The sequence below is a fragment of the Chryseobacterium sp. FH2 genome (assembly GCF_001045455.1).
In the GTDB taxonomy this organism is placed as follows: domain Bacteria; phylum Bacteroidota; class Bacteroidia; order Flavobacteriales; family Weeksellaceae; genus Chryseobacterium.
The window spans coordinates 1-2,246 of the sequence record NZ_LFNE01000022.1; the positions used below are offsets into that span (position 1 = coordinate 1).

General features: G+C 27.6%; 2 protein-coding genes and 1 pseudogene. All 3 read right to left on the reverse strand.

Annotated features, from left to right (window positions below; all coding sequences use genetic code 11):
- A pseudogene (locus ACM39_RS19520) lies at positions 1–171 on the reverse strand (phage baseplate assembly protein V); the annotation flags it as partial.
- 422 nt (positions 172–593) lie between these two features.
- On the reverse strand, positions 594–1,220 hold the full coding sequence (locus ACM39_RS18610; protein ID WP_048512558.1) for a hypothetical protein: 627 nt from the start codon (positions 1,218–1,220) through the stop codon (positions 594–596).
- Positions 1,217–2,170 (reverse strand): hypothetical protein, encoded by a 954-nt coding sequence (locus ACM39_RS18615; RefSeq protein WP_048512559.1) that lies wholly within the window; start codon positions 2,168–2,170, stop codon positions 1,217–1,219. Before ACM39_RS18615 ends, ACM39_RS18610 begins: the two co-directional genes overlap by 4 nt.
- Between the last annotated feature and the right edge of the window lie 76 nt (positions 2,171–2,246).

A 2,246-nucleotide genomic window follows, 5' to 3' on the forward strand; every position in this document is an offset into this window, starting at 1 on the left:
AATATGTCCGCTTCGTGTATGGATTGCTTTTATTTTGTTATCAGAAGTTCCATATCCGCTTGTTTCTGAGCCATTATAATGCGTTCCCATCACAAAAGGTTTCTCGGCATTCTGGCTTTCAAAGCCTACCAAAACTTCCTCGCCAATTTCAGGAATGAAAATGAAAGCCTTTGCCTGTTTTTGCCATCAACACATCTGATACACTTGTTATGACTTTAAATATTTTAAATAATCTTTTCTCTATTTTATCCTCTATTCTATTTTTTTATGAATTTTAAAATAAATAATATTAATATTGTTGGAATCGATATTAGATTTAAAATAGATATAGCATAAACTAATAGTAAGCTGCATAAGAATTATTAAAAATTATTCTTACAGAAATTAGATATACTACGTTTACAATTATAAGTGCTAATCCTGAATATAAAAGAAATTTTAAATTAATGATATCAGCTTTCCGAAATAAAATTATACTAACTATTAGTACTATTATATATACTCCGATTCCTACAAAATAAACTGAATTTTTTTCCATACTACTATTGGTCTATCTTTATTTGCCTCAACACATTTGGAACACCACCAATTTTTTACGGAAAATATTTATTAATTAATGAATCCTTAACTTTTTTTGATAATGATAAATCAATGAAGTCATCCTTTGACATTTCACTCCAATTCCATATAATCTTTTTACCATCACCAAAAAGAAGAAGACTATCTTTGTTTGGAATAGGTTTAAAATCAGTTGCATTTTCACTGATTTTCATACCTAAAAAATAAACATTCTTATCATCTTTTATGTAATCATTTTTTATAATCACAGCTTTATTTGGATTGATCTCTATAATTTTCAAAGGAGGGTAAGTTGCAGGATATTTTTGATATACGTACATATAGTTTTTATCTTTATAAAATACATTTGAGCCATTTAAATAATCAAAAGTTTTTACATCAATTATGTTTTTTAACTCTATTAAAGAATCATTTTCTTTATCATAACTGACATGATTATAGTACTCATAATATATAGAATCGGTCCCAATGAAAACACTTGAGGTTTTTAGGTATATACTATTAATGGAGTCTTTATAAAGAATATCTTCTTTAATCGGTATAAAAATTGATTTTTGTTCTTTACCAACTTTAGAATATTGTTTACAACAGATCATGAATAGTAAGAGCAATACGAAATAATTTCTGAATTTCATTTTCATAATCTTTTAATTTTTGCAATTCTAGTATAATCTGTCCCTTGAGTTTTGTGAGCTTTTAGATACCAATCATATAAACTAATTGTACTGTTGTTAAAAAAATCATCAATACCAACAATACTTTGTTCTCCATTCGTTTGCCATTTTGTTCCTTGATCCAATACTTCAAATTTTGTATCACACGGATTATTATTGTTTATTAATAATGTCAAAACATGAACATCATTCAACATGGATATATAAAACACGTGGTAACCAATCTTATTTTTTATTTGATTTTCTATATACGATTTTGCACTTTCTTTTAAGTTTTTTGGTCTATATATTTCTCCATTATTTAAATTGTACCTAAATTCTTTAATACTTCCCAACACGTAACCTTTTGATAATAAAAATTTCAATCTAGGTGTATATTCTCCATGAGACATTCTCTGTCTATTTCTATTCATAAAATTATTTTTATCTTGAAGTAGTTCACTAATTCTTGCATCAGCAACATTAATACAAGCAGTACTTGTAAGCCCCAATGAATTAGCACTTACTTTTAATCTTTTCACATCTTCTTTCGAGAATACATCTTTATCTTGAAGTATGGAAATAGGAAAAGACAGTGTTTTCACACCGTCTACCTCTACATTAATTCTTGCATTTTCTACAACCTTACTTCCTCCAACATATACTGAAAACTTCCAACCTTTCTCTACTTCAAATTCATATTTAGTTTGTTTTTTACTGTCGAATAGCAAAATATTTGAATCTGACGGCAAAAGTTTTACCTTGTAACTACCTCCTATATCTTTTTTGCTTACTCCTTCAACTTTAAACTCAAGTAATGCTGCTTGGTTAATATAAAGTTTTTCAACTTTAGTACATCCTATCCTTATAATATTAGGTGGTAAATCAATACTCGGTTTTCCAGGCTTATATACTCCAATACTATTGCTTGTTCCCATTAGAAGAGATTTTTTTAGCACTATTTAAAATCAGTTTCCCTTCTGTAGCTTCTACCCACTTAGATTCTGTGATTTC

Bases quoted from the DNA above. Each gene is read 5' to 3' on its own strand.
- ACM39_RS18615 (WP_048512559.1), bottom strand. From the start codon at position 2,170: ATGGGAACAAGCAATAGTATTGGAGTATATAAGCCTGGAAAACCGAGT.
- ACM39_RS18610 (WP_048512558.1), bottom strand. From the start codon at position 1,220: ATGAAAATGAAATTCAGAAATTATTTCGTATTGCTCTTACTATTCATG.